The 22078-nt window shown below is 70.2% G+C and carries 22 protein-coding genes and 1 tRNA gene; 13 read left to right on the forward strand and 10 right to left on the reverse strand.

Annotation, left to right across the window (positions count from 1 at the left end):
* Positions 1-54: 54 nt before the first annotated feature.
* A tRNA-Arg gene (locus tag QE388_RS09625) sits at positions 55-127 on the reverse strand.
* Positions 128-277: 150 nt separating this feature from the next.
* On the opposite strand from QE388_RS09625, the gene QE388_RS09630 reads away from it, so the two are divergent.
* Positions 278-1774: an L-serine ammonia-lyase, iron-sulfur-dependent, subunit alpha gene (locus QE388_RS09630; RefSeq protein WP_307384998.1), complete on the forward strand. Its 1497-nt coding sequence runs from the start codon at positions 278-280 to the stop codon at positions 1772-1774.
* Between the two features lie 57 nt (positions 1775-1831).
* Here QE388_RS09630 and QE388_RS09635 read toward each other — a convergent pair whose 3' ends face one another.
* Positions 1832-2263: a MarR family winged helix-turn-helix transcriptional regulator gene (locus tag QE388_RS09635; RefSeq protein ID WP_307385000.1), complete on the reverse strand. Its 432-nt coding sequence runs from the start codon at positions 2261-2263 to the stop codon at positions 1832-1834.
* 312 nt (positions 2264-2575) lie between these two features.
* Here QE388_RS09635 and QE388_RS09640 point away from each other — a divergent pair, with 312 nt between their 5' ends.
* Positions 2576-3061 (forward strand): hypothetical protein, encoded by a 486-nt coding sequence (locus QE388_RS09640; protein ID WP_307385001.1) that lies wholly within the window; start codon positions 2576-2578, stop codon positions 3059-3061.
* The gene (locus tag QE388_RS09645; RefSeq protein ID WP_307385002.1) at positions 3061-3660 is read left to right on the forward strand and encodes an AAA family ATPase; all 600 of its coding nucleotides are present in this window, start codon (positions 3061-3063) and stop codon (positions 3658-3660) included. Before QE388_RS09640 ends, QE388_RS09645 begins: the two co-directional genes overlap by 1 nt.
* A 39-nt stretch (positions 3661-3699) precedes the next feature.
* On the opposite strand, the gene QE388_RS09650 is transcribed toward QE388_RS09645, so the two are convergent.
* The gene (locus tag QE388_RS09650; protein WP_307385003.1) at positions 3700-4320 is read right to left on the reverse strand and encodes a histidine phosphatase family protein; all 621 of its coding nucleotides are present in this window, start codon (positions 4318-4320) and stop codon (positions 3700-3702) included.
* A gap of 354 nt (positions 4321-4674) precedes the next feature.
* Between QE388_RS09650 and QE388_RS09655 the strand changes: the two genes are divergently transcribed.
* Positions 4675-5415 (forward strand): SDR family oxidoreductase, encoded by a 741-nt coding sequence (locus tag QE388_RS09655; protein WP_307385004.1) that lies wholly within the window; start codon positions 4675-4677, stop codon positions 5413-5415.
* Here the strand turns inward: QE388_RS09655 and QE388_RS09660 are convergent.
* Positions 5406-6620, reverse strand: a complete 1215-nt coding sequence (locus QE388_RS09660) for a PLP-dependent aspartate aminotransferase family protein (protein ID WP_307385005.1) — start codon at positions 6618-6620, stop codon at positions 5406-5408. The two genes, QE388_RS09655 and QE388_RS09660, sit on opposite strands and share 10 nt — an antisense overlap.
* A gap of 102 nt (positions 6621-6722) precedes the next feature.
* Here QE388_RS09660 and QE388_RS09665 point away from each other — a divergent pair, with 102 nt between their 5' ends.
* Positions 6723-7166 (forward strand): Lrp/AsnC family transcriptional regulator, encoded by a 444-nt coding sequence (locus QE388_RS09665; protein ID WP_307385006.1) that lies wholly within the window; start codon positions 6723-6725, stop codon positions 7164-7166.
* A 56-nt stretch (positions 7167-7222) separates the two neighbouring features.
* Here the strand turns inward: QE388_RS09665 and QE388_RS09670 are convergent, their stop codons facing one another.
* On the reverse strand, positions 7223-8605 hold the full coding sequence (locus QE388_RS09670) for an aldehyde dehydrogenase family protein (protein ID WP_307385008.1): 1383 nt from the start codon (positions 8603-8605) through the stop codon (positions 7223-7225).
* A gap of 5 nt (positions 8606-8610) precedes the next feature.
* Positions 8611-9666: a homoserine dehydrogenase gene (locus QE388_RS09675; RefSeq protein ID WP_307385010.1), complete on the reverse strand. Its 1056-nt coding sequence runs from the start codon at positions 9664-9666 to the stop codon at positions 8611-8613.
* Between the two features lie 266 nt (positions 9667-9932).
* Between QE388_RS09675 and QE388_RS09680 the strand changes: the two genes are divergently transcribed.
* Both QE388_RS09680 and QE388_RS09685 read left to right on the forward strand, forming a co-directional pair.
* Positions 9933-11426, forward strand: a complete 1494-nt coding sequence (locus tag QE388_RS09680; RefSeq protein ID WP_081318189.1) for an amino acid permease — start codon at positions 9933-9935, stop codon at positions 11424-11426.
* A complete protein-coding gene (locus QE388_RS09685; RefSeq protein ID WP_307385012.1) occupies positions 11426-12175 on the forward strand; it encodes an IclR family transcriptional regulator C-terminal domain-containing protein in 750 nt (249 codons plus the stop codon). The genes QE388_RS09680 and QE388_RS09685 overlap by 1 nt, the downstream gene beginning before the upstream one ends.
* 3 nt (positions 12176-12178) lie before the next feature.
* On the opposite strand, the gene QE388_RS09690 is transcribed toward QE388_RS09685, so the two are convergent.
* Positions 12179-12976, reverse strand: coding sequence for an IclR family transcriptional regulator (locus QE388_RS09690; RefSeq protein WP_307385013.1), 798 nt, complete (start codon positions 12974-12976; stop codon positions 12179-12181).
* Between the two features lie 161 nt (positions 12977-13137).
* Between QE388_RS09690 and QE388_RS09695 the strand changes: the two genes are divergently transcribed.
* The gene (locus QE388_RS09695; RefSeq protein ID WP_307385015.1) at positions 13138-14583 is read left to right on the forward strand and encodes an amino acid permease; all 1446 of its coding nucleotides are present in this window, start codon (positions 13138-13140) and stop codon (positions 14581-14583) included.
* Positions 14584-14731: 148 nt separating this feature from the next.
* Complete coding sequence (locus QE388_RS09700) at positions 14732-16054, forward strand: NAD(P)/FAD-dependent oxidoreductase (RefSeq protein WP_307385017.1); 1323 nt, start codon at positions 14732-14734, stop codon at positions 16052-16054.
* A 303-nt stretch (positions 16055-16357) separates the two neighbouring features.
* On the opposite strand, the gene QE388_RS09705 is transcribed toward QE388_RS09700, so the two are convergent.
* Both QE388_RS09705 and QE388_RS09710 read right to left on the reverse strand, forming a co-directional pair.
* A complete protein-coding gene (locus QE388_RS09705; RefSeq protein WP_307385019.1) occupies positions 16358-17218 on the reverse strand; it encodes a sulfurtransferase in 861 nt (286 codons plus the stop codon).
* A gap of 16 nt (positions 17219-17234) precedes the next feature.
* Entirely contained in the window at positions 17235-17735 is a 501-nt protein-coding gene (locus QE388_RS09710; protein ID WP_307385021.1) for a DUF4188 domain-containing protein, read from the reverse strand.
* 71 nt (positions 17736-17806) lie between these two features.
* Between QE388_RS09710 and QE388_RS09715 the strand changes: the two genes are divergently transcribed.
* The 4 genes from QE388_RS09715 to QE388_RS09730 are packed head-to-tail and all read left to right on the forward strand — an operon-like array spanning position 17807 to position 21171.
* Positions 17807-18415, forward strand: coding sequence for a MerR family transcriptional regulator (locus QE388_RS09715; RefSeq protein ID WP_307385022.1), 609 nt, complete (start codon positions 17807-17809; stop codon positions 18413-18415).
* Between the two features lie 44 nt (positions 18416-18459).
* On the forward strand, positions 18460-19428 hold the full coding sequence (locus QE388_RS09720) for a GNAT family N-acetyltransferase (protein WP_275801795.1): 969 nt from the start codon (positions 18460-18462) through the stop codon (positions 19426-19428).
* Positions 19425-20393 carry a S16 family serine protease gene (locus QE388_RS09725; RefSeq protein ID WP_307385025.1) on the forward strand — a complete coding sequence of 323 codons (969 nt, stop codon included), beginning with the start codon at positions 19425-19427 and terminating at the stop codon, positions 20391-20393. The genes QE388_RS09720 and QE388_RS09725 overlap by 4 nt, the downstream gene beginning before the upstream one ends.
* On the forward strand, positions 20371-21171 hold the full coding sequence (locus QE388_RS09730; RefSeq protein WP_307385027.1) for a hypothetical protein: 801 nt from the start codon (positions 20371-20373) through the stop codon (positions 21169-21171). Before QE388_RS09725 ends, QE388_RS09730 begins: the two co-directional genes overlap by 23 nt.
* 65 nt (positions 21172-21236) lie before the next feature.
* On the opposite strand, the gene QE388_RS09735 is transcribed toward QE388_RS09730, so the two are convergent.
* On the reverse strand, positions 21237-22007 hold the full coding sequence (locus QE388_RS09735) for a siderophore-interacting protein (RefSeq protein WP_307387106.1): 771 nt from the start codon (positions 22005-22007) through the stop codon (positions 21237-21239).
* Between the last annotated feature and the right edge of the window lie 71 nt (positions 22008-22078).

Below are 22078 nucleotides of genomic sequence, written 5' to 3' on the forward strand. Positions count from 1 at the left end.
GAGGCCCGGTCGGAAAAACTTCCGAACCGGACCTCTTACTGTCTCAACACAGTGTGCGCCCGAAGGGACTCGAACCCCTAACCTTCTGATCCGTAGTCAGATGCTCTATCCATTGAGCTACGGGCGCAGGGCCTCCGCGCGAAACGGCGCGCAGGCCGTGGTCTAGCATAGTCGCGACCGGCGGCGACGTCTAATCGGCTCGGAACGGCGTGCATCCCGGGCGTGGCGCGAGGGTGACGACGGGGTGTCCGGACGGGGCGGGACGTACGCTGGCCGAATGAGCGCTTACACCTCCGCGTTCGAGCTGTTCTCCATCGGGATCGGACCCTCGAGCTCCCACACCGTCGGCCCCATGAAGGCCGCCCTCCAGTTCGCCACACGACTCGAGAGCGACGGCATCCTGGGCCGCGTGGCCTATGTCTCCTGCTACCTCTACGGCTCGCTCGGCGCGACCGGTATCGGTCACGGGACGCCCGACGCCGTCGTCGCCGGGTTGCACGGCTGGGATCCCGAGACCGTCGACCCGGATGCGGTCCGGCGCCTGTGGGTGGACTGGCCCGACGGGCGTCGGCTCCCGCTCGCCGGGTCGCACGCGGTCCGCTTCCAGAAGGCCGACATCTCGCTCGAGCCACGGAGACGTCTGCCCGGCCACCCCAACGCCATGACCCTCGTTGCGCGCGACGTCCGCGACCACGTGATTGCGGAAGACACCTACTACTCGATCGGAGGCGGGTTCATCCGGCGCGAGGGCGAGCCCGCTCGCGTGGCGGCCGCACCCTTCCCGCTCGCATTCGATGACGCGGCCACCCTCATCGAGCTGTGCGACGAGCAGGGCATCACGATCGCCGAGGCGGCACGTCGCAACGAAGAGGCCCTGCGCTCCGACGAAGAGATCGCCGCCGGCCTCGACCGGATCTGGGATGCCATGGCCGCCTGCGTCAACGCCGGACTCGAGCACGACGGTCTGCTTCCCGGCATCCTGAAGGTCAAGCGCCGCGCGGCGGTGATCCGGCAACAGCTCGAAGAGATCGAAGCCGAGGGGCACCGCGAGCTGCCGGGAGAGTGGCTCGGGGCGTTCGCGCTCGCCGTGAACGAAGAGAACGCGGCCGGAGGGCGCGTCGTGACGGCGCCGACGAACGGCGCCGCGGGCATCCTGCCGGCCGTGGCGATGTACTGGTGGCGGTTCCTCGCCGACTCCGGCCTCGGTGCCGGCAATGCTGTCACCCCGTACGGCGAGTTGGTCGGGAGCGCGCTGCTCGGTTACGACGGTCACGCCGTGACGCGCGGCGAGGTCGCCGGGTGGGACGACGGCGACGTGGCCGAGGCGAATCGACGCCGTGGCATCCGTCGATTCCTGCTGACCGCGACGGCGCTCGGCTCGCTGTTCAAGGCCAACGCGTCGATCTCGGGCGCCGAGGGTGGATGCCAGGCCGAGGTCGGATCCGCCTGCGCGATGGCCGCCGGTGGTCTGACGGCCGTGATGGGCGGAACGAACCGCCAGATCGAGAACGCCGCCGAGATCGCCATGGAGCACCACCTCGGGCTCACCTGTGACCCGGTGGGCGGGCTCGTACAGATCCCGTGCATCGAGCGCAACGCGATCGCCGCGTCGACCGCCGTGACCGCGGCACGTCTGGCGCTGCGCGGAGACGGCTCGCACTACGTGTCGCTGGACGCCGTCGTCGAGACGATGCGTCAGACCGGCATCGACATGTCGACCAAGTACAAGGAGACGAGCGAAGGCGGCCTCGCGGTCAACGTCATTGAGTGCTGACGCGGCTGCGCCCTCCGGGTGGTCGTGAGGCCGCCAGGCGCGGTGGGGCCGATCGGGTCAGCGCTCGCCGCGGAGCTTCGCGGTCAGCGCGTGCAGCTGCGCGAGCTCGTCGTCGTCGAGGCGGGCCATCCGGTCGGCGATCGAACGCCCGTGGGCGGCGGCGATCTTTCGGAACATCACGGCGCCAGCTTCGGTCGCGGTGACGAGTGAGCCGCGTCCGTCTTCGGGGTCGGCGCACTTCGTGAGGAGGTCGCGAGCGACCATGCGCTCGACGAGGCGCGAGACGCTCGGCTGGCTGATCAGCATGTTGCCCGTGACGTCGCGCAGACGCGCGGTCATCTCGGGGGCGCGGGTGACCGTGAGGAGCACGTCGTACTCGGCCTGCGTCAGGTCGGTCCCCTCGAAGTCCGATCGCAGTTCTTCGAAGACCTCGTGCTGCGCCCGGAAAAGGCTCTCCCAGGCCTGGACGGCGAGGCGGCGATCGGTCATGTCTCCACGATAGAGGGACGCATCGGTCGTGCGGCGAGGTCGACGCGGGGCGGGGAAAAAGAGTAAGGGCCGGTCGGAGAGGCTTCCGACCGGCCCTTGTCCCTGCACCAAGAGTGTCCTGCAATCACATGTCGGTAGCTGCCACAGCAAAACAACTACCGTGCGAGCACTCTATAACGGTGAGATAACGGAAGGGAAGGGGGCGGCGTTATCTTCTTGTGACTCTGCTGCCGAGATCGGAGAGAAGATGCGTCGGACTCCGCGGCCCGGCGCGACCGGTCCCTGAAAAAGCGCCGGTGATACAGTTGATTCATGGGCTTGCGGAGATCGACGGCGGACGCGGCTCGCGACCGTGTCCACCGTCAGAGCGTCGATCGCGTCGAGTATGTCGTCGTCGAGATCGACGGCGTCGAGCGTAAGGTGCCCGCGGGTGACATCGTCGAGATCCGAGGCAAGGGTCGCTACCGCCCGCGAGTGGGTCTCGGAGCGGTCAAGCTCGGTCGGGGTGAGCGTGTCCGGCATAGTGTCGACGGGGTGATCGAAGCGACGAAGCCGATTGTTCGGGTCCGCGTGGGTGCCTCCAAGAAGGGCTTTCCGGCGAAGGGCACCGCGCCGCGGCAGCCTTCGTTCGACGAACTGAGTGAGCGGGAACGGGCGGATGTCCTGCATGCGTGGGAGGAAGCGGCCGCCGTTCAGCGCGCGTCTCTCAACTACGTCGAAGAGTTCGAGCGCTCGGGGCGGCAGTACTCCGAAGCGGATGGAGACGGCAACGTCCTCGTCCATCAGCGTCGCGGCTGATGCCGCACCTCCACCTCCTTGTCGGGCCGAACGGCTCCGGCAAGTCGACCTACGTCCATGACGTGCTGTACCCCTCGCAGCCAGCGAACGTCTCGTTGCCGTTCGTCAATGCTGACAACATCGCGAGACGTCGATGGCCCGACGCTCAAATGGAGAATGCGCGTCGCGCGGCTCGAATAGCCGAACAGCAACGTAACGAGATGATTGCGCGCGGGCAGTCGTTCATCGCCGAGACGGTGTTCTCGCACTCCAGCAAGCTCGATCTGCTCCGACGCGCCGCGAGCCACGGTTTCACCACCCATGTACACGTGATGATGGTGCCGGTAGATCTGGCCGTGCAGCGTGTGGGCGACCGAGTCCTCGCTGGTGAGCACGATGTCCCGGAGGAGAAGGTTCGCGCTCGATTCGAGCGGCTGTGGCCGCACGTCGTCGAGGCGGCCGCACTCGCGGATGCGATGGATCTGTTCGACAACTCGCAACCGGCCGCGCCCTTCCGTTTGTGTGCGCGGATCCGGCACGGCGCCCTTATCGGCTCGGCGGAGTGGCCGAAGTGGGCGCCCGCAGAGATCAGGGCGTTCTCGGACGAGGGTGCGCGGTAGCCGGATAAGTCGCGATGTCTGCTTACGGCGGCACCGGCTTCAGCGCCCGCGCACGTGGTTCCACTGCGTGATGACAGCGTTACCGTGCTCGAAGCCCAGCTCGCTCACGGCTGAGGTGCCGAGCACGAAGTACCGCCCGCCGGCGGCGGTCAGGCCGAGCCACACCCCCGCGAGGGCGCGGAGGAAGTGCGCGTGCGAGAACACGAGGATCTGTTCGCCGTTCTCAAGGCGCGGACGGAGGTCGTCGAGAAGGGATGCCGCACGCGCAGTGACCTGCTCGATGCTCTCGCCCGGAGTGGCACCGGCGGGAGCGCCCGCCTGCCAGATGGTCCAGGGGTGGCCCAGCTGCTCGATGATCTCGGGTGTCGTCAGCCCCTCGTAGGCGCCGTAGTCCCACTCGACCAGCCGCGGCTCCAGCTGTGCGTCGGGGTAGCCGGCTCGGGTTGCGGTCTCCACCGCGCGCTGGAGGGGGCTCGTGAGCACCAGGTCGAAGCGGCGCGTCGCGAGGAGTGTCCCCGCGAGCTCGGCCTTGTAGGCGCCCGTCTCGGTGAGGGGGATGTCGGTGAGCCCGGTGTGGCGGCCGGTGCGGCTCCACTCGGTCTCGCCGTGGCGCACGAGCACGAGGCGTCCGTCGGGTTCGGTGAGATCTGCGTCGTTCACTCCCTCATCCTCCCGCGTTGCATCGTCTTGGCGGTGGCGGGAAACGGGCGAGAAACAGAAGAAGGGCCGGCCGAGAAACTCGACCGGCCCATTCTCTGCACCAGAGTGTCCTGCAATCACATGCCGGTAGTCGCCACAGCAAAACAACTACCGTGCGAGCACTCTATAACGGTGAGATAACGGAGGGGAAGAGGTCGGCGTTATCTTTTCGTGATTCATAGGTGGCTCATCAGTTCCCGTCACGGCGCGGTCCCGTTCGTCCACCCTCGAAGGATCGACCGACCCCCGTGAGTCCCGGCGTGCCACGCTGAGCGAAGGCGTGCACGAGGGGCGTGGCCGCCCGGGGAGGAACTCATGAAGGTCGCCGTGTGCGGTGCGACGGGAGTCGTCGGGTCCCACGTCCATCGAGTGGCCCGGGCCCGAGGCCACGAGGTCGTCTCGCTCACCCGGTCGAGCGGGCACGACCTCACGAAGGGGCTGTCCGAAGACGCGCTCGCCGGAGTCGACACGATCATCGACGTCAGTGGCATCCAGACGCTGTCACGGAAACGGGCGACCGATTACTTCCTCGCGGTGTCGCGAACGCTCCAGGAGGCCGGCGCGGCAGCGGGGGTCTCGCACCTGGTGGCGCTGTCCATCGTCGGTATCGACGGGGTCACGTCTTCGTACTACGGGGCGAAGGGGGAGCAGGAACGCGCTGTCCGTGCGGGTGTGCTGCCGTGGACTCTGCTGCGCGCCGCACAGTTCCACGAGTTCGCGGCGCAGACCATCGAGCGCGGATCGGTGGGGCCGCTCATCGTCGTGCCCCGGGCACCCGTCAGGCCGGTCGCGGCTGCCGAGGTGGCCGAGGCCCTGGTGGATCTCGCCGAGGCCGGCCCCGCGGGCGATGCGCCAGACCTCGTCGGGCCGCGAGACGAGATCCTTGTCGACATGGTCCGGGCGCTTCTGACTCGACGGGGAAGCCGTCGGCCGGCGATCGAGATTCCGCTCCCGGGTTCGATGGGAAAAGCGATGAGCTCGGGTCGACTCAGGGGGGTACCGGACGCGTCGCGGCAGGGGCGCCAGACCTTCGCGGGGTGGCTGGATCAGTCCTGACGTCGGAGAGGCGTGGCGTCCAGAGCCGCCGCGAGATCGGCGAGCAGGTCGTCCGCGTCTTCGAGACCCACCGAGAGGCGAAGGTGACCGTACCGGCGGAACTCTGACGGGTAGGTCGCGGTGCGGGGACCGTCGGCGGCGGTGTGCACGATGAGGCTGTCGTCGTGACCGAGCGAGAACCCCGACGTGATCAGGCGAAGGTTCGCCACGAACCGATTCTGCGCATCGGGGTCGCCGTCGAGGGCGAACGCCATCATCCCGCCGTACGCGTCACCCCCGAACTGCCGCCGAGCGAGCGCGTGCCCGGGGTGGGATGCCAGCCCCGGGTACGCGACGAACGCCACGCGCGGATCGGCCTCGAGGAACTCGGCGACCCGCTGTGCCGACGCGAAGTGCTGGCGCAGTCGCAGCGGAAGAGTGACCGAACCGCGCTGGATCATCCACGCGTTGAAGGGCGAGATGACACCGCCGACGTCGACCATGGCGTCGGCCTTGATCGGCTCGATCAACTCGGAGCGTCCGATCACCGCCCCACCCATCGCGTCGCCGTGGCCGTTGATGTACTTCGTCAGCGAGTGCACGACGAGGTCGGCACCGTCGCTGAGGGGTCGATAGAAGGGCGGGGGTGTGAACGTCGAGTCGACCATGAGGATCGCCCCGCCGGCGTGCGCGATCTCGGCGAGCATCGCGATGTCGGCGACCTTGGTGGTGGGGTTGGCGATGGCTTCGACGCACACGAGGCGCGTCTCTGGCCGCATCGCCGCGCGCACGGCATCCGGATCCGTCACATCCACGAAGGTCGCCTGGATGCCGTAGTGGCGGGGGAGCAGCTCGGTCCAGAGGCGCCAGGTCGCTTCGTAGACGACGTCGCTGACGACGACGTGGTCGCCCGCGCTGACGTGCGTGAAGAACACCGCGTGCAGGGCGGCGACTCCGGATGCCAGGGCCACCGCGTCCTCGCCGCCCTCGAGGGCGGCGAGCTTGCGCTCGAGGGCCTGCTGGTTGACGCCGGTGTTGCGCGTGTAGAGGCCGGGGGCAGTCGCCGACCAGCTGATCTCGCTGGGATCGTCGGGCAAGGCGAAAGAGTTCGACATGACGAGCGGTGTGCGCAGTGCCCGCGTGCTGTCCAGTTCGATGCCGGCGTGGACGGCGAGGCTCGCCTCGGAGAGGGTCGCGGCGTCGGTGCGGTCGGGTCGTGACGTCATCGCTGTGGCCTTCCTGTCGCCGGGTGACGGGGCGATCGATCTGAGCTACCCTAGCGTGCAATATAGACACGCGCGAGTGTCTAATTTGCACGAGGAGCACTCATGGCCGGTCCCCGCATCGACGCCGTCGACGAGCGCATCCTGAACGAGTTGCGGACCGACGCCCGGATCCCGCTCGTGACGCTGGCGGCTCGCGTTCACCTGTCACGCAACGCCGTGAAGCAGCGCATGGAGCGCATGGAACGCGACGGTCTCATCGTCGGATACACCCTCGCCCGCGGTCGCGCCGACGACGGGCGCGTCACCGCCATCGTGCTGGTATACCGGGCGGATCGCATGCGCGGCGCGGGCGTCATCACCGAGCTCGCGCGCATCCCCGAGGTGGTCCAATGCGACATCCTCTCGGGGCAGTTCGACCTGCTCGTGACCCTGCGCGCGGAGTCGATGGACCGCATCGGCCAGATCTGGGAGAGCATCGCGGCGCTTCCCGGGGTCTCCGACACCGTCACGTCGGTCTCGCTGACGCGGGTCATCGACCGCGCCTGACGCCGAGCGGATGCCACGCCCTCGTGCTCGTGGCGGGAGGGCGTGGCATCCGAGGGTCATGCGTTGATGCACACGACCTTGGGCTGGGTCATCTCCTCGTAGGCGAAGCGCACTCCTTCGCGGCCCATGCTCCCGTATTTGGCCCCGCCGAACGGCATGCTGTCGACGCGGTAGTCGGAGGAGTCGTTGATCATGACGCCCCCGGCCTCCAGGCGCTCCGCCACGCGCAGCGCGCGGCCGAGGTCGCGCGTGAACAGCCCGGCGTGCAGGGCGTAGTCGATGTCGTTCGCCTGGGTGACGGCCTCGTCCTCGGTGTCGAACGGCGCGAGGACGACGACGGGGGCGAACGCTTCGTCGGCCCACAGCTCGCACGAGAGGGCGACTCCCTCCACGACCGTCGGGGCGTAGACCGAGCCGTCGCGGCGATGACCGGCGAGCACGCGGGCACCGGCTCGCACGGCGTCGTCGACGACCCGCTCGGCGCGCTTCGCGGCATCCACGGTGATCATCGGCCCGACGTCGGTCGCCTCGTCGGTCGGATCGCCCGCCCGCAGGGCCGCCGCCGCGGCCACGAAACGCTCGCGGAACGCGGCGTAGATGCCGCGGTGCACGAGGATGCGCTGCGCGCCGACGCAGTTCTGCCCCGCGGCCCAGAACGCCCCCGAGACGCACGCGTCGACCGCGTGAGCGAGGTCGGCGTCGTCGAACACGAGGACGGGGGCGTTGCCGCCGAGCTCCATCGCGAGCCGTTTCAGCCCCGCGCCGCGCGAGATCGCCTCGCCCGTGGCGAAGCCGCCGGTGAACGAGACGAGCCGCACCTCGCGCGCCGAGACCAGCGCCGCGGCCACGTCGCGATCGCCGTGTACGACCGTCACGATCTCGTCGGGCAGACCCGCGTCGATCAGGATGCCGACGAGGAACTCCGCCGTGAGCGGGGTGTGCGGCGACGGCTTGAGGATCACGGAATTGCCGCCGGCCAGAGCCGGTCCGAGCTTGTGCGCGACGAGGTTCAGCGCGTCGTTGTACGGCGTGATCGCCACGACGATGCCGAGCGGTTCGCGGGTGAACCAGCCCTTCCGATTCTCGGACCCCTCGAAGGCGTCGAACGGGATGACCTCACCCGTCGCCGCGCGCGCCGTCTCGGCCGAGAGCGACAGCGTCGTCACGGCCCGTCGCACCTCTTTGCGGGCCTGCCGGATCGTCTTGCCGGCCTCGCGCACGATGAGCGCCGCCGCCTCGTCGGCACGGTCCTCGAGCAGCTGTGCCGCCCGGTGCAGGACCGCGTGCCGGGCGAAGCGGGAGAGGTCTCGCGACAGAGCGGCGCCGACGCGAGCGCGATCGAGCACGATGGGCACGTCGTTCACGCCGATGGTCGGGACGCTCCCGATCACCGAGTCGTCGAGCGGATTGCGCACCTCGAGAGCGTCGGCGGGAGTCATGAGTGTCATCGCCGTGCCGCCGCGGTCTGCGCCACGCGGGCGTCGATCTCGATGATGTCCGAGAGCAGGGCGTATGCCGTTTCGACGCGTCCCGCCCCGGGGCCGCTCACGGTCACGGTCCCCAGGAGGTCGGTCTCGAACGACACCGCGTTGGTGGGGCCGCTGATGCCGGCCAGCGGGTGGGTGAGGGGGAGGGCGACGGGCTCCACGCTCGCGCGCACCGAGCCGTCGGCCAGGCGTTCGGCCGCGCCGATGAGCTTGTAGCGCAGCCCGCGGGCGGCGGCATCCACGATATCGGCGGGAGTGATTCCCGTGATGCCGGTGCAGGTCACGTCGGCGGGGGTGATGTCGGCGCCGAGGACCTCGTTGGCGAGGATCACGACCTTCAGACGTACGTCGGAGCCTTCGATGTCGGCGGTCGGGTCGGCTTCCGCGTAGCCGAGGGTCTGCGCCTCCGCGACGGACGCGGCGAGGTCCATGCCCGCCTCCATCTGGCCGAGAACATAGTTGCTCGTGCCGTTCAGGATGCCGCGCACCGCGTCGACGCGCAGCCCCTGCAGGGTGGAGGCGGCGAAACGCAACACGGGCGTACCGCTGACGACGGAGCCTTCGTAGGCGAAGTGGACGCCGTTCGCGGCGGCGATCGCGTTCAACTGCGGACCGGCGAGAGCAACCGGTCCCTTGTTGGTCGTGGTGACGCTCTTCCCCGCCTCCAGAGCGAGGCGCACGTGCGAGACGCCGGGCTCGCCGTCGATCGGGTTGGTGAATGTCGCCTCGACGACGATGTCGGCGGTCGTGTTCCGGATGACCTCGACGTTGCGGGGCTCGGCATCCCCACCCGGCCAGCCGGCGAACGTCGCGCCCGGTGCCAGAGCGAAGACGGCGTCCAGATCGATGCCGTCCTCCTGCATGAGAGATCCGAGACGCAGATCGGTGATCGCGACGACACGGAGTGCGAAGCCGAGCTCGGTCGCGAGCTCGTCGCCGCGGTCGCGGATGAGTTCGGCCAGGGCGCGGTTCACGCCGCCGAAGCCGATGAGGGCGAGATCGTGACGGTTCATGGGTCTCCTCGGAAGGGTGCAGGACGGGGTCTGCGGATATCGTCCGTCGCCGTCGTGTCGCTCTGCGCCTGGCATTTCGGCGGCGGCGGATGCCGATATGTCGGTGCGGGTGACGGATTGTCCGACCGGTTTCCCGACTCTCCGCACTCTTGAGCGCAGGGGCGGGGACCGCTACTGTCCGAGGAAACATGTGCGAAATGAACACAGGGCAGTGTTCATGCCACACGAAACGCGATCCGTTCCCCTTCTTCCGAATGCGAGACGCCATGCCACGCTCCACCGACTCCACGTCCCTTCCGAACGCCCTGCCGCAGACCGTCGCGACACAGGTGCCGCTGCGCCGCCTGCAGCGCTCCATGGACGCGCGCCACCTCGTGATGATCGCCCTGGGCGGCGTCATCGGGTCGGGGCTCTTCCTCAGCTCGGGGTACACGATCAATCAGGCCGGGCCCCTGGGGGCGATCGTCGCCTACCTCGTCGGCGCCTTCGTCGTGTACCTCGTGATGTCGTGCCTCGGAGAGCTCGCCGTGGCCTATCCCGTGTCGGGCGCCTTCCACATCTACGCGGCCCGCGCGATCAGCCCCGCGACCGGCTTCACCACGGCATGGCTCTACTGGCTCTGCTGGGTCGTCGCCCTGGGCTCCGAGTTCACCGCGGCCGGGATCCTGATGCAGAGGTGGTTCCCCGGCGTCGAGGTGTGGGTGTGGTGCCTGATCTTCGCCGGCATCCTGTTCACCCTCAATGCGATCTCAGCGCGCGTGTTCGGGGAGACGGAGTTCTGGTTCTCGCTCATCAAGGTGGTCGCGATCGTCGCGCTCATCGTGCTCGGCGGTGCCGCGATCTTCGGCTTCACCCCGCTGTCGTCCGAGCACCCCGGGGCCGTCCTGTTCAGCAACTTCTCGACGCCGGACGGGCTCTTCCCCACCGGTATCGCCGGCGTGCTCATGACCTCTCTCGCCGTCTTCTACGCGTTCAGCGGCTCGGAGCTCATCGGTGTCGCCGCAGGTGAGACGAAGGACCCCGCCCGGAACATCCCGAAGGCCCTGCGCTCGACGGTGCTGCGCCTTCTCGTGCTCTTCGTCGGCTCCATCACCGTCATCGCCGCGATCCTGCCCTACGAGCAGGCGGGCCTGACGTCGAGCCCCTTCGTCGACGTCTTCGAGTACGTCGGGGTGCCCTTCGCCGGCGACATCATGAACTTCGTCATCATCACCGCGCTGCTCTCGGCGGGTAACAGCGGCCTCTTCTCGTGCGCGCGGATGCTGTTCTCGCTCGCCGAAGAAGGGCACGCACCGCGCGCGTTCACGAAGCTCACCTCCCGCGGCATCCCGATCGTCGCCCTCAGCGTCAGCATGGCCGTGGGACTCGTCTCCCTGGTGTCGAGCGTGATCGCCGCCGAGACCGTCTACCTCGTGCTGGTCTCGATCGCCGGTTTCGCCGTCGTCGCGGTGTGGATGTCGATCGTCGCGGCACAGTTCTTCCACCGACGGGCCTTCGTCCGCGGGGGTGGTGATGTGAAGACGCTCGCCTACCGCACGCCGTTCTACCCCGTCGTGCCGATCCTCGCGTTCGTGCTGCTCGGCGTCTCGATCGTCGCGATCGCCTTCGATCCGAACCAGGTCGCGGCGCTGTACTTCGGCATCCCGTTCGTCGTCGCGTGCTACCTGTTCTTCTGGTGGCGGTACGGTCGTCGAGGAGCTGCGCCCGCCGCCGTCGTCGACGAGGAGGCGCCGGCGGCTCCCGCACACGAAGGACGCTGATGAACCCGCCCGCCTCGCTGACGCAGGGACTCGCCCTGCTGCACACCGCGGTCGAGCGGGAGCGATCGGGTCGGCCCGGCTGGGCGCTGTCGCGCCTGGCCGAGGCCGCGGGCGTCGAACGCAGTCGCGCCTCCCGCGTCACACAGGACCTGCGCCGCCTCGACTTCGTCGAACGCGACGAGTCCTCGGCGCTCCGCGCGGGGCGGGCGTACTTCGTCGCGGCGGGGGCACGACACGAACCGTGGCTGCGCGCCGCCCGCGTCCACCTCCGGGGCATGGCGGCACAGCTCGGCATGACGGCGCGGGTCGTCGCCGCTGATGGGCCGCGGGCGCTGCTGCTCCGTGTCGAGGGGGCGGATGCCGCCGGCGAAGGCACCCTCCGTCCCGCGGCGGTCACCCCGATCTGGTGCACGGGCGCCGGAAGGGCGCTGCTCTGGGATCACTCGCTCGCCGACCTCGACGCCTTGCTCGGCGAGGCGCAGTTCGTCGGCGTCGGTGGTCCCGGTGCGGCTCGCACGGTCGCCGCCGTCGATGCCCTGCAGCGACGAGACCGGGCGCGCGGACTTGTGGTCGCGCACGAAGAGTACGTGGCGGGAGTCGACGAGTACGCCCTGCCCGTCCGGGGTCGGCACGGCATCGTCGCGGCGGTGTCGCTCAGCGGTTCGGCCGCCGGAAACGGTCGTGACGATCGGATCGAGGCCCTGCTCGCCGACAGCGCGGAGCGCTTGAGCACTCTCGCCCAGGCCTGAGCGTCAGTGGATGCCGTGCCCCAAGCGCGTCGACAACGTGGCGGCCGCGGTGAGACAGGCATCGGCGAGCCCCGCCGTGCGCGGCTGCAGGACCGCCCGCTCTCCGACGACCTGGACCGCAGCGACGACCTCGCCGCGGAAGTCCCACACCGGAGCGGCCACCGAGTAGAGGCCGGCCTCGGCTTCCTCGTCGACGATCGTGTATCCGCGTTCGCGGGCGGCGTGCAGCCGGGTCAGGAAATCGTCGACGGAGCGCGGCGCCCGAGGGCCCTCGCTCTCGAAGGCGGTGGCGGCGAAGACGGCCCGAACCTCGTCGTCGGGGGCGTCCCACAGCACCGCCTGACCCGCGTCGCTGCAGAACGCGGGGTAGGCACGGCCCACCCAGGTGCCGATCATGCGCGACACCGCCGGCACGCTCTCGACGATCGTGACGGTCGTATCTCCGCGCAGAACGCCGAGGAAGACGGCTTCTCCCGTGGTCGCGGCGAGCTCGTCGAGCACGCTGAGCCCTTCGAGACGCAGACGCCGGTCGACGAGGTCCTCGGCGGCGGTGTACCACGCCCACGACAGCCGGTAGCGGCGCCCGGCGTCGCGAGCGACGACGTCCTGGTCCGCGAGAGCGGCAAGGGTGCGCGAGACGTGCGATCGTTCCCGTCCCAGCGCCCGGGCGACGTCCGTCGCGGAGGCCCCCTGCCCCTCGCGCGTGAGGAGCGCGAGGCTCGCGATGACGTCGAAGGCCCGGATGACAGTCGACGTCGCCTCGTCGTCGGCGACGGCGGCTCCTGGATCGGCGGGGGTCATCGTCACAGCGTAGCCAGGGGTCGCGAACGACGACTTCCCGCGTCGCTCGTCCGCGCGTCGGGACGCCCGGGAGAGGCGACGAACGTCCGATCGATTACTCTGGCTCGCGGCGTCCGCGAGTATCGGCGGCATCCGCTCCGAGCACGAATGCGAGCACATCCATGAACCGCCCCTCGGATCCGTCCACGGCACAGCACGCCCCGCAACGGCAACTGCGCCGCGCCATGAGCGCCCGCCACCTGGTGATGATCGCCCTCGGCGGCGTGATCGGGTCGGGGCTCTTCCTCAGCTCCGGCTACACGATCCACCAGGCGGGGCCCCTCGGGGCCGTGCTCGCCTACCTGCTCGGAGCCTTCGTGGTGTGGCTCGTCATGGTGTGCCTCGGCGAACTCGCCGTCGTCTACCCGGTCTCGGGATCCATCCACATCTACGCGGCCCGCACGATGGGACCGGCGACCGGTTTCGTCACGGCCTGGCTGTACTGGCTCTGCTGGGTGGTTGCCCTCGGATCGGAATTCACGGCATCCGGAATCCTCATGCAGCGGTGGTTCCCGAACGTCGACGTGTGGGTGTGGTGTCTGGTGTTCGCCGGCACCCTGTTCACCCTCAACGCGATCTCGGCGCGCGTGTTCGGGGAGACCGAGTTCTGGTTCGCGGCGATCAAGGTCATCGCGATCCTCGCGCTCATCGTGCTGGGGACCATGGCGATCTTCGGGTTCACCCCGCTGTCGACCAGCCCGCACGAGGCGGTGCTGCTCAGCAACTTCGAGACGCCCGACGGTCTGCTGCCGGCGGGACTGGGCGGCGTGCTCATCACCTCGCTCGCCGTCTTCTACGCCTTCAGCGGCGCGGAGCTCGTGGGTGTCGCCGCGGGCGAGACGAAGGATCCCGGCCGCAACATCCCCCGCGCGCTGCGGTCGACCGTGCTGCGGCTGCTCGTGCTGTTCGTCTGCTCGATCACCGTGATCGCCGCGCTCCTTCCCTACGAACAGGCGGGGCTCAGCTCGAGCCCGTTCGTCGACGTCTTCGAGTACGTCGGTGTGCCGTACGCGGCCGACATCATGAACTTCGTCGTCATCACCGCGCTGCTCTCGGTGGGGAACAGCGGCCTGTACTCGTGTGCGCGGATGCTGTTCTCGCTCGCCGAAGAGGGATACGCGCCACGTGCCTTCACGCGGCTCACCCGCCGTGGCATCCCGATGATCGCCCTCCTGGTGAGCCTGGCGATCGGTCTCGTCTCGCTCATCTCGAGCGTCATCGCCGCCGAGACCGTCTACCTCGTGCTCGTGTCGATCGCCGGCTTCGCCGCGGTGGCGGTGTGGATGTCGATCGTCGCGGCGCAGTTCTTCCATCGGCGTGCGTTCGTCCGCGGCGGGGGAGATGTCGCGACACTCGTCTACCGCACACCGTTCTATCCGGTGGTGCCGATCCTGGCGTTCGTCCTGCTGACGGCCTCGATCGTCGCGATCGCCTTCGACCCCGAACAGGCTCCGGCGCTGTACTTCGGCATCCCGTTCGTCGGCCTCTGCTACCTCTTCTTCTGGTGGCGGTACGGCCGCAAGGGCGTCACCCCGCGCGCGCTCGACGAGGAGGCGCCGGTCGCCTGAGCCGGGGCGCGCGCCTATACGCGCCGTCGAAACCGGCCCGCGCCACCGTACGTCGTGGTGGCTGTCGCCGGTGGGCGGGGCACAGTACGTTCTCCGGAAAGGCGACGCGGCCCCGGTCGGGGGCGTGTCCGACGCTGGGGAGGCATCCGTGGAGACCGTCGACACGATCGTCGTGGGGGCAGGTGTGTCGGGTCTCGCCGCGGCGCGCTTGCTCACGCGTGCCGGACGCCGCGTCATCGTGCTCGAAGCGCGCGATCGGATCGGTGGCCGGACCCACACCGACCGCTCCGGCGGACACGTCACCGACCGCGGAGCGTCGTGGATCCACGGGATCGACGACAGCCCGGTCGCCGAGGCGGCGCGCGCGTTCGGGATGCCGATGGTCGAGTTCACGGTCGGTGGATATCAGCCTGCCGGACGGCCGCTGACGTACTTCGGCGAGGACGGGTCGCGTCTCTCCGCCGAGGAGATCGAGGGGTACGCCGCCGACATCCGTGCGCTGAACGCGGCCCTCATCGATGTGATCGCGGACTCCGCTCCGGATGCCACGTACGCTGACGTCGTCGAGCGAGCGCTGACCCAGCAGGACTGGGACGACGAGCGCAAGACGCGCGTGCGCGAGTACAACGACCGTCGCGCCCAGGAGCAGTACGGCGTCGCGATGACGGGGCTCGGGGCGCACGGCCTCGACGACGACACCGTCAACGGCGACGAGGTGGTCTTCCCCCGCGGATACGACGAGCTCGCCCGCAACTTCGCCGACGGGGTCGATGTGCGGCTGTCGCACGTCGTGTCGGCGGTGCGCTGGTCGCCCGAAGGGGTCACCGTCGAGACCGATCGCGGCGCCTTCTCGGCCGCGAACGTCATCGTCACCGTCCCGGTGGGCGTCCTGCAGTCCGGCGATCTCGTCATCGAGCCGGCGCTGCCCGAGACGCATCGCCGCGCCCTGGCCCTGTTGCGGATGAACGCCTTCGAGAAGGTCGTGCTGCGCTTCCCCGAGAGGTTCTGGGATGCCGAGGTCTACGGCATCCGTCAGCTCGGCGCCGAGGGGCAGTGGTGGCACTCCTGGTACGACCTCGGCCGAATCCACGACGAGCCCGCCCTGCTGACGTTCGCGGCGGGACCCGCAGCGGTCGCGACGCGGGAGTGGTCGGACGAGGAGATCGTCGCCTCGACGGTGGCGCAGTTGCGGCGGCTCTACGGGAACGACGTCCCCGAACCCGAGAGCGCGGTCGTGACGCGCTGGCAGGACGACCCGTTCGCGCGGGGCTCGTACGCGTACATGCTCCCCGGCTCGGTCGGTCCCGACCACGATCAGCTCGCCGTCCCGGTGGGCGGCGTGCTGCACCTCGCGGGCGAAGCGACGTGGGGCGATGACCCGGCGACCGTTCCCGGTGCGATGCTCTCGGGTCACCGTGCGGCCGAGAACGTGCTGGGGCGCGAGATCCCGGTGAGCGACCTCTGGTCATAGGTTCCGGTGGCTTCGACAGGCTCAGCCACCTGGGTTGCGGCCGGGGTAGTCGCTACCGCGGCTCCGGCGGAGGTCCCTGGCTCGCGGCGGAGGTCCCTGAGCTTGTCGAAGGGACCGGGGCACCGATGGATCGGTGGCTTCGACAAGCTCAGCCACCTGGATCGCGGCCGGGGTAGTCGCTACCGCGGCTCCGGCGGAGGTCCCTGGCTCGCGGCGGAGGTCCCTGAGCTTGTCGAAGGGACCGGGGCACCGATGGATCGGTGGCTTCGACAAGCTCAGCCACCTGGCTCGCGGGGGCGACCGCTACCGCGGCTCCGGCCCGGTCGCCACGGGCAGCTCCTCGTGGTTCGACCACTGGCTCCACGACCCCGGGAACACGCGCGGCTCGAAGCCCGCGAGCGTCAGCGCCACGGCCTGATGCGCCGCCGTCACCCCGGAGCCGCAGTAGACGCCGACCGTCATGCCGTCCTCGGCCCCCAGCATCCGGAACCGCGAACGCAGCGCATCCGGCTCGAGGAAGCGCCCGTCGCCGCCGACGTTCTCTGTCGTCGGGGCGCTGATCGCACCGGGAATGTGACCCGCTCGAGGGTCGATCGGCTCGACCTCGCCGCGGTACCGCTCGCCGGCGCGGGCGTCGAGCAGCAGCTCGGACTCGGCGAACGCCCCCACCTCGTCGAGCTCGAGCCTCGGCAGAGCCCCGTACGTCAGCTCGACCGTCCCGGGCGTCGGGGTCTCGGCATCCCCCTCCTCCACCTCGAAGCCCGCGTCGGTCCAGCCGCGCAGCGCGCCGTCGAGCAGCCGGACGTCCGCCACCCCCGCGTACCGCAAAAGCCACCATGCACGCGCGCTCGACATGTTCTTGAGGTCGTCGTAGACCACGACCGTGTCACCCGCGTCGATGCCCCAGCGTCGCGCGGCTGCCTGGAGCGTCTCGACCGGAGGGAGCGGATGCCGGCCCTCGGTGGGCGCGCCGTGAGCTGCCAGGTCGTGGTCGAGGTCGACGTACTGCGCGCCGGGGATGTGTCCGGCGCGGTACTCCGGGCGCCCGTCGGGGCGGTCGAGGCGCCAGCGGACGTCGAGGACGCGCACGCGCCCGCCATCGGGGAAGGTCCCGGCGGCGAGGGCGTCGTGCAGGTCGTGCGCGGTCGTGAGGATCGAAGCCATGGCTCCAGTCTGGCCCTCAGCTCACCGGGGCGGGACCCGGGGTCCGCCCGTCCGCCACGCGCGCCCGAGCGCGGTCATGGCGGGACGCGATCGGCACGAGTTCGGTGGCCTTCGGCAATCCCATCGGGGGCGTTGCGACGTAGATCGTCTCGGCGCGCTCGACGACGTGCGTCTCGTGCCAGATGCCGACCGCGCCCGGAGTCTTCCGCGCACGTCGGTTGAAACGGGTCCACGCGGGGCGGTGCTCGTGCTCGGGGGCGGAGGCGTACGCGTACAGCTTCTCGAGCGACGACCAGTACTGCACGAGGTAGGGCCCGCGCGCTCCGAGCAGCATCGTGGAGCCGAGCAGCCCCGAGTCGGGGTCTACGCTCAGCTCGCGCAGCATCCGGGGCATGTCACCCATCAGCGGCATCCACTGGTCGGGTCTCCACCACTTGTTGACGGTCATGCCGATGTGGAAGACGACCAGTTCGCCGTCGTAACGATGGGTCATTCGACCCGGGTTGATGGATGCCATGGGCTCGTCCTCGCTCGATAGTGGTGCTATCTAGTGTTGGATAGTAGAGCTATCGAGTCAAGGGGGTCGGCGTGCGGATTTCAGAACTGTCGACGGAGAGCGGCGTCCCCGTCGCGACGATCAAGTACTACCTGCGCGAGAAGCTGCTGCCGGAAGGGGAGCGATCCTCGCCCACGCAGGCGTCCTACGGCACCGCGCACGTGCAGCGGCTCGGGGTGATCCGCGCGCTCGTCGACGCCGGCGTCGGCATCGCGGGGGTGCGCAAGGTCGTCGGCGTGCTCGAGGAGCCACCCGAGAACCCCTACGACCTTCTCGGTGCGGCCAACGCCGCGGTGACACCCGAGGTCGTCGGAGACCCCGACCTGACGGAGGCCACCGCGTTGCTCGAGCGGATGGGGGGAAGCCCCGAGAAATGTTTCCCCGAGCAACTCGCGGCGGTCGCGCACGCCCTCGCGGCCCTCGATCGCGCGGGGTTCACGGTGCCGGAGACCGTGATGGACGCGTACCTCGAGCACCTGTTCGCGATCGCCGAGGCCGAACTCGCCGCGACGCCCGAGACATCGATCGAAGACGCGGTGCGGTACGTGGTGCTCGGTACCGCTCTCGTCGAGCCGCTGATCCTCGCTCTCCGTCGCGTCGCCGAGCAGGTCGCCGCGTCGCGACGCTTCGGCACGGGCTGACGTACAAGCAGACCCCGGGCGGCACCCCGGGGTACGGTCGAAGGATGGCCGTCACCCTGCACCGGGCGCCCGTCGCTGAGATCGACCCCCGCACTCTGTATCGCCTCCTCTGGCTGCGCGTGACGGTGTTCGTCGTCGAGCAAGAAGCGGCCTACCCCGAGATCGACGGCCGTGACATCGAGCCGGGTGCCGAGCTGATGTGGGCCAGCGAGGGCGACGAGGTGCTCGCGACCCTCCGCCTCCTGCGCGAGCCGACGAACACGCGCATCGGCCGCGTCGCCACCGCTGCCGCAGCCCGTGGCCGTGGCCTCGCTGCCGACCTCATGCGCGAGGCCGTCGATATTCTGGATGCCGAGGCCCCCGGCGTCCCGATCCTTCTCGACGCGCAGGCTCACCTGGCGTCGTGGTACGGACGATTCGGCTTCGTCGTGTCGGGGGCGCCCTTCGCCGAGGACGGCATCCCGCACGTGCCCATGCGGCGCACGCGCCTCGACACCGAGCGCCTCGTGCTGCGCGAATGGACCCGGTCCGACGATGACCGGGCGTTCCTCTTCGACATGTACCGGCGAGCGGAAGTCCGTCAGTACCTCGGCGACGGCCGGGCGATGACCGATCCGGCCGAGGTCGACGCGACCCTCGACCGCTGGACGAGCCTGGCCGACGGCATCCTCGGAGTCCGAGCCGTCGAGACGCGCGACGGCCGCCGGCTCGGATCAGTGCTATTGAAGCGCATCCCCTGGTCGGCGGGTGCGGGCGACGGGCGGCCCGAAGACATCGAGATCGGCTGGCACTTCCACCCCGACGCGTGGGGGTCCGGGTACGCCACCGAGGCCGCGGCCGCGGTCCTCGCGCTCGCCCACGAGAACGGCATCCGCACGATCGTGGCGGTCACGAATCCGGTGAACACGGCATCCGGCGCCGTCGCGCAGCGCATCGGGCTGCGCCCGGCGGGTGAGACGGCCGACTACTACGACACCACCTGCGCGCTCTACGTCGGCGAGGCCGACGCGTGAGAGCCCGCGCGGCGGCGGTGACGGCCCTAGCCCTCGCGTGCACGCTCGTGCTCGCCGGGTGCGACCTCGGGTTCTCGCTCGGTTTCGGCGGCAAGCCCGACGGGCACTTCGAAGGCAGTGAGCTCACCGTCCCGGTGCTCTACGTCAGCGGCGGCAAGGGAGGTGTGGCGACCCAACGGATCACCGCCGAAGCGGCCGACGGCGGCGACCTCAGCATTGACATCACCGAGAACGACGTCAGCGGTGTCGCCCCGGTCACGCAGTCCGCGACCTGGACCGCCGTCACGGCGGCCACGCTCCTCACCGGGGCGCGTCCCGACACGGCGTACACCTTCGGCTTCGACGCCCGCATCAACACTCCCGCCGCCGGAGCCGTGACCGCGGTCGGCGTGCTCGCGCTCTACTACGGCAGCGAGATCCAGCCCGGCGTCGCCCTCGCGGGAGGGGTGACGCCGTTCGGAACCGTGAGCCCGGTCGCGGGCCTGCCCGAGCAGGTGTCGGCGGCGATCGAGGCGGGCGGGATCGACACCATCCTCGTCCCGGTCGGACAGCGGATCGCCGCGGATGCCAACGGCCAACCGATCGACCTCGATCAGGTCGCGGCGACCGGCGGAATGACCATCACCGAGGTCGCCGACGTCGCGAGTGCCTACGCGATCATGACCGGCGAAGACCTGCCGGAGGCGGCATTCCCCACCCCCGCCGCTTCTCCGACGCCGCTGCCGACCGCGACGGAGGGGCCGGCCGAACCTGGCGACGATGCGTTCGACATCGCCGTCAACAGTGCGCTGGCCCCGCGCAGAGGCATCGCTCACGACGGCGAGCGACGCCTCGCTCGCCGAGCGCTCCCGTGCGACCGCCGACCGCGCACGAGCGCTACGCGAGGCCGGCGACGGTGGGGGAGCATTCGCCGCCGCCGCGACGGCAGCGGACGATGCCGCGGTGGCGGGTGCCCCGGCCGCTGACGCGGCGTCGGTCGGTGTCACGCGCACGGCGGCGGAAGACCTGCTGGACGAGGCGTCGCAGAGTCCTCCCGAAACGCTCGACGCCGCCGATCTCTCGCTCGAGGTCGTCGGAGCGGCCGCCGATGCCTACGCGCTCGCCGCCTACGCGGAGGCCGCCCTCGACGCGGGAGGAGAAGCGGCGCCGACCGCCGCGGCTCTCGCGGCTTCGGCGCTCGCCCGTGCGCAAGAGAGCGCCGCGCTGCGCGATGCGCTCGGCACCGGGGCGGGGTCGATCTCGCGCGACGCCGACCTCGACGGCCTCGGCTCGCTGTTGCGGCGGGCGGCGATCGCCGCCACCGACGCGTACGAGTCGCGCGCGGGCGACGCACCCGTCAGCGCGGGCGACCTGCCGGCCGTGCGGCTCGCTGCCTTCGACGCCGCCCGCGACGACCTCGAGTCGATCGCCGACGACGACGCGTGGCTCGGTCTCGCGCTCGCCGCGACCGCTTTCAGCCGCACCGTTCCGCCGCTCGCCACGCAGCAGGCGGTGCGCGTTCCCGAGGGCGTCGACCCGACGGCGGCGGTCCAGCAGCGCATCGCCGTCGGCGACGAGTACGCGGTGCGCGCGGTCGACGCGCTCGCCGACGCGGGGGCCGAGGTGCCCCTCGTCCGCGGAGCCCTCAGCGACGCGACGGCGACGGCCACGGCAGCTCCCGCTCCCGGCGCGTCGTCGGTGTACGCGACCCCGTTCCTGCGGGCACGCGTACTCGCGTTCGCGGCCGGCGTCGAGCGCGAGTAGAGCGCGGACACTCGTGCGCAACGCCTGGCCGGGCCCCGTGCTCTGACCGCCGGCGTCGGACACGTTCAGTGCGGAGCGTGGTATTCCGTTGTCCCGCGCTTCCAATACCCCTTGACCACGGTGGCGGCGGGGTCGCTCGACCACCGATCGAGCAGCAGAGCTCGTCCGGCGCGGACGATCGACTGTTCCGCGGCGACGAAGCCGAAAACGCATCCCTCCGGCTGCTCCTCGACGTCGAGCGCGTCGAGCCAGTCCGCGAGTTCCTCGCCGGCCGGTCGGTCGCCCCGATGCACCTGAATCACTTGCACGCCCGGGGGAGCGGCGACGGGGAGGTCGTGGGCGGCATCCGGAACCTCGATCGCGATGCGACCGACGGCGTCGTCGTCCATCGCCGCGGCGAATCGGCGGATCGCGGGAACCGCTGTCTCGTCGCCCGCGAGGAGCCACGCGTCCGGGCGCCCGACGAGCACCATCGAGCCGCGCGGCCCTCCGACGCCGACGGGTGCGCCGAGGGGAGCCGTCTCGGCCCAGCGACTGCCGACCCCGTCACCGTGCAGAGCGACGTCGATGTCGAGCCAGCCGCTCTCGGCATCCCAGCTCACCGGGGTGTACTCGCGGCTCGGTGCGGACCGAACGTCGTCCGCCGGTTCTGACGGGAAGAACACGCGGATGTGATCGTCGGCGCCGGGCGAGTCGAAACCCCGGAGGTCGGCTCCCTCGAGCCGCAGCCGGACGTACGACGGTGTCAGGAAGGTTCGGGCGGCGAGCTTCGCCGAGCGGAAGACCAGCTCGTGACGGCGGGGTTCGAGGCGGGCTCCGAGGCCCGGGTTCGACATCTTCACAAAGCTAAGGCTAACCTAACTTCGCGACCGGCCCCGGAGTGTGGCCGGTCCTCATCGCACATACA

Origin of the sequence: Microbacterium sp. SORGH_AS_0969, from assembly GCF_030818255.1 — a bacterium.
Lineage (GTDB): Bacteria > Actinomycetota > Actinomycetes > Actinomycetales > Microbacteriaceae > Microbacterium.

Bases quoted from the DNA above. Each gene is read 5' to 3' on its own strand.
- QE388_RS09630 (WP_307384998.1), top strand. From the start codon at position 278: ATGAGCGCTTACACCTCCGCGTTCGAGCTGTTCTCCATCGGGATCGGA.
- QE388_RS09635 (WP_307385000.1), bottom strand. From the start codon at position 2,263: ATGACCGATCGCCGCCTCGCCGTCCAGGCCTGGGAGAGCCTTTTCCGG.
- QE388_RS09640 (WP_307385001.1), top strand. From the start codon at position 2,576: ATGGGCTTGCGGAGATCGACGGCGGACGCGGCTCGCGACCGTGTCCAC.
- QE388_RS09645 (WP_307385002.1), top strand. From the start codon at position 3,061: ATGCCGCACCTCCACCTCCTTGTCGGGCCGAACGGCTCCGGCAAGTCG.
- QE388_RS09655 (WP_307385004.1), top strand. From the start codon at position 4,675: ATGAAGGTCGCCGTGTGCGGTGCGACGGGAGTCGTCGGGTCCCACGTC.
- QE388_RS09660 (WP_307385005.1), bottom strand. From the start codon at position 6,620: ATGACGTCACGACCCGACCGCACCGACGCCGCGACCCTCTCCGAGGCG.
- QE388_RS09665 (WP_307385006.1), top strand. From the start codon at position 6,723: ATGGCCGGTCCCCGCATCGACGCCGTCGACGAGCGCATCCTGAACGAG.
- QE388_RS09670 (WP_307385008.1), bottom strand. From the start codon at position 8,605: ATGACTCCCGCCGACGCTCTCGAGGTGCGCAATCCGCTCGACGACTCG.
- QE388_RS09675 (WP_307385010.1), bottom strand. From the start codon at position 9,666: ATGAACCGTCACGATCTCGCCCTCATCGGCTTCGGCGGCGTGAACCGC.
- QE388_RS09680 (WP_081318189.1), top strand. From the start codon at position 9,933: ATGCCACGCTCCACCGACTCCACGTCCCTTCCGAACGCCCTGCCGCAG.
- QE388_RS09685 (WP_307385012.1), top strand. From the start codon at position 11,426: ATGAACCCGCCCGCCTCGCTGACGCAGGGACTCGCCCTGCTGCACACC.
- QE388_RS09690 (WP_307385013.1), bottom strand. From the start codon at position 12,976: ATGACCCCCGCCGATCCAGGAGCCGCCGTCGCCGACGACGAGGCGACG.
- QE388_RS09695 (WP_307385015.1), top strand. From the start codon at position 13,138: ATGAACCGCCCCTCGGATCCGTCCACGGCACAGCACGCCCCGCAACGG.
- QE388_RS09705 (WP_307385019.1), bottom strand. From the start codon at position 17,218: ATGGCTTCGATCCTCACGACCGCGCACGACCTGCACGACGCCCTCGCC.
- QE388_RS09710 (WP_307385021.1), bottom strand. From the start codon at position 17,735: ATGGCATCCATCAACCCGGGTCGAATGACCCATCGTTACGACGGCGAA.
- QE388_RS09720 (WP_275801795.1), top strand. From the start codon at position 18,460: ATGGCCGTCACCCTGCACCGGGCGCCCGTCGCTGAGATCGACCCCCGC.
- QE388_RS09735 (WP_307387106.1), bottom strand. From the start codon at position 22,007: ATGTCGAACCCGGGCCTCGGAGCCCGCCTCGAACCCCGCCGTCACGAG.